This is a genomic window from uncultured Salegentibacter sp., from assembly GCF_963972535.1.
Classification (GTDB): Bacteria; Bacteroidota; Bacteroidia; order Flavobacteriales; family Flavobacteriaceae; genus Salegentibacter.
Map to the genome: position 1 here is coordinate 1 of NZ_CAXAVR010000190.1, position 2,711 is coordinate 2,711.

The following is a 2,711-nucleotide window of genomic DNA, read 5'->3' on the forward strand; positions in this document are numbered from 1 at the left end:
TCCCACTTTACTTCCCAACCCTCGTTGTGTCCCAAAGCGGGTGCAAATATACTGCTGTTTTATTCCCCCGCAAGCTCCAAATAATAATTTTTTAAAGAAATCTTAAAACCAATTCCTAAACTTCTCAATAAAAGGAACTTGTAAGATAAAAAATTTTAAAGAAATATGGGGGAGACAAAAGTTAATTTAATCTACCAGGTCTTTTACTCCATTTATCGGTGAGTTCTACGTATTCAAAATCTAAAGCAGTAGCCTGTGGTTCTAATATATCATTCACAAAAGAACGCTGCAAAATATCTTCAATTAAATAATCTTCATGATTATTTCTGGGATCAAATTCTTCTTTTAAAGATATTTCAAATAAACTAGCCGTTGTATTGTACCAGAAAGCCCGCCAACCACTTTTTAAATTTTTAATAAGATTAAAAGCGGTGGTACCGGTTTGTCTATGTACTAACTTTACCAAAATCTGGCCTTCGGTATGGGTGAGCTTTTTTAATTCCGCAGAAAATTCATCCTCTATATAGTCCTGAACAATCTTTGTATATTTTCTTTGAGCCGATCGGGAATCAATTTCCTCCAGTCTGGAATTAAGTGCTATTAATCTTTCTGAAGCTAATTTGGCATAAGGATAAACCTTCCGGGTTTTTCTCCTTAATATAAGGTACTGCTTTCTTTCAGCAAGACTATTAAAATGAAGCTTTTTTAAAATCACCACTTCATTAAGATCTATACTCTCCCTTGGCACCGTATCACCGGCAATAATCATGTATTTTTTTTGCAAAGTATCTTCACTAGGAAAATTTTCCTGTGCAAAAAGTCCGGAAAGACTAAAAGCTATAAAGAATATTATTAAAAAAAACTTTCTAAGCATTTGCTCATTATTTACCTCTCCTATCTTACTAAAATCATTCCAAAATTAATCAATAATGAGTTGCCATACATTTAATTCTTATTAAATTCGTGAAAATTCAAAACTATGAGCAAAGACAGTATACTTGATAAGGAATCTATAGATTTCCTCGAAAAATACCTTAACAATGCCGCACCTACGGGTTACGAATCTGAAGGGCAGAAATTATGGATGGATTATTTAAAACCCTATGTAGATGATTTCTTCACAGATAGCTACGGGACCGCAGTTGGAGTTATAAATCCTGAAGCCGAATATAAAGTTGTAATAGAAGGACACGCTGACGAAATTTCGTGGTACGTAAATTATATTACCGATGAGGGTTTTATTTATGTGGTAAGAAACGGAGGTAGCGATCACCAAATAGCGCCATCAAAACGTGTTAACATACATACTAAAAAAGGAATAGTAAAAGGTGTTTTTGGCTGGCCGGCCATTCACACACGTGATAAAGATGAAGAGCAATCTCCAAAAATAGATAATATTTGTATAGATGTTGGGTGTACAAGTAAAGATGAAGTTGAAGAATTGGGTGTACACGTTGGTTGTGTAATTACCTACCCTGATGAATTTTTTATACTTAATGAAAATAAGTTTGTTTGCCGAGCCCTGGATAACCGTATGGGCGGATTTATGATCGCACAGGTTGCAAAATTATTAAAGGAGAATGGTAAAAAATTGCCTTTCGGGCTTTATATCACCAACTCGGTGCAGGAAGAAATTGGACTTAGGGGAGCAGAAATGATCACCCACCGTATTAAGCCAAACGTAGCTATTGTTACCGATGTTACTCACGATACCAATACGCCAATGATAAATAAAAAGAAAACCGGCGATACTAAAATTGGTCACGGTCCTGTAATTGCCCACGCTCCCGCGGTTCAAAATAAATTAAGGGAATTACTTATTGACACTGCCCAGGAAAAAGAAATTCCGTTTCAGCGTATGGCGAATTCAAGGTTTACTGGAACCGATACTGATGCTTTTGCTTACAGTAACGGCGGGGTTCCTTCCGCTTTAATTTCGCTTCCATTAAGATATATGCATACTACAGTGGAAATGGTACATAAAACCGATGTAGAAAATGTTATTAAATTAATTTACGAAAGTGTTCTAAAAATAAAGGATGGAGATAGTTTTAGTTATTTTGATTAAATAATTAATCTCTTTTATTTTGAGAAAAGCCCTTTTCAGAAGAAATTCCGAAAAGGGCTTTGTCATTTAATTATAGATACTTTCACAATTCTTTATTATAGCCCGGCCTTTTTTCCAATTATATTTAGTGAAAAAGAGAAATGACCATTTCTCCTGAAGAAATAAATAATTTTATTTCAGATCCATACCAGGCTATAGATTTTGCCAACCTAATATACGTTTCTGAAGAGCACCTTTCTATTAACCGAAAAAAAGTAGGTCGGGGATTTTCATATTTTTATAAAGGAGAACATGTAAAAGATAAAAAAACACTAGAACGGATAAAAAGTTTAGTAATTCCCCCGGGCTGGAAAGAAGTTAGAATTACACATTTAAAAAATGGCCATTTACAGGTTGTGGGCCGCGATGAAAAAAACCGCAAACAATATATTTACCATCCTACCTGGAGCAAATTAAGAAATGAAACCAAATTCTTTAAAATGGCAGCCTTTGGAGAAAACCTGCCTAAAATAAGAAAACAAGTAGATAAAGACCTGGATTTACCCGAAATGAGTCGCAAAAAAGTCCTGGCGCTTATTCTACGTCTAATGGAAGAAACCCATATTAGAATCGGAAATCATTATTATGCCAGGAAAAATAAAAC

The 2,711-nt window shown here is 34.7% G+C and carries 2 protein-coding genes and 1 pseudogene; 2 read left to right on the forward strand and 1 reads right to left on the reverse strand.

Annotated features, from left to right (window positions below; all coding sequences use genetic code 11):
- Positions 1-181 precede the first annotated feature (181 nt).
- Positions 182-874, reverse strand: coding sequence for a DUF4294 domain-containing protein (locus AACZ30_RS13670; RefSeq protein WP_339650071.1), 693 nt, complete (start codon positions 872-874; stop codon positions 182-184).
- A gap of 105 nt (positions 875-979) precedes the next feature.
- Between AACZ30_RS13670 and AACZ30_RS13675 the strand changes: the two genes are divergently transcribed.
- The gene (locus tag AACZ30_RS13675; RefSeq protein ID WP_075327152.1) at positions 980-2,068 is read left to right on the forward strand and encodes a M42 family metallopeptidase; all 1,089 of its coding nucleotides are present in this window, start codon (positions 980-982) and stop codon (positions 2,066-2,068) included.
- A gap of 140 nt (positions 2,069-2,208) precedes the next feature.
- Positions 2,209-2,711, forward strand: a pseudogene (locus AACZ30_RS13680) (DNA topoisomerase IB); the annotation flags it as partial.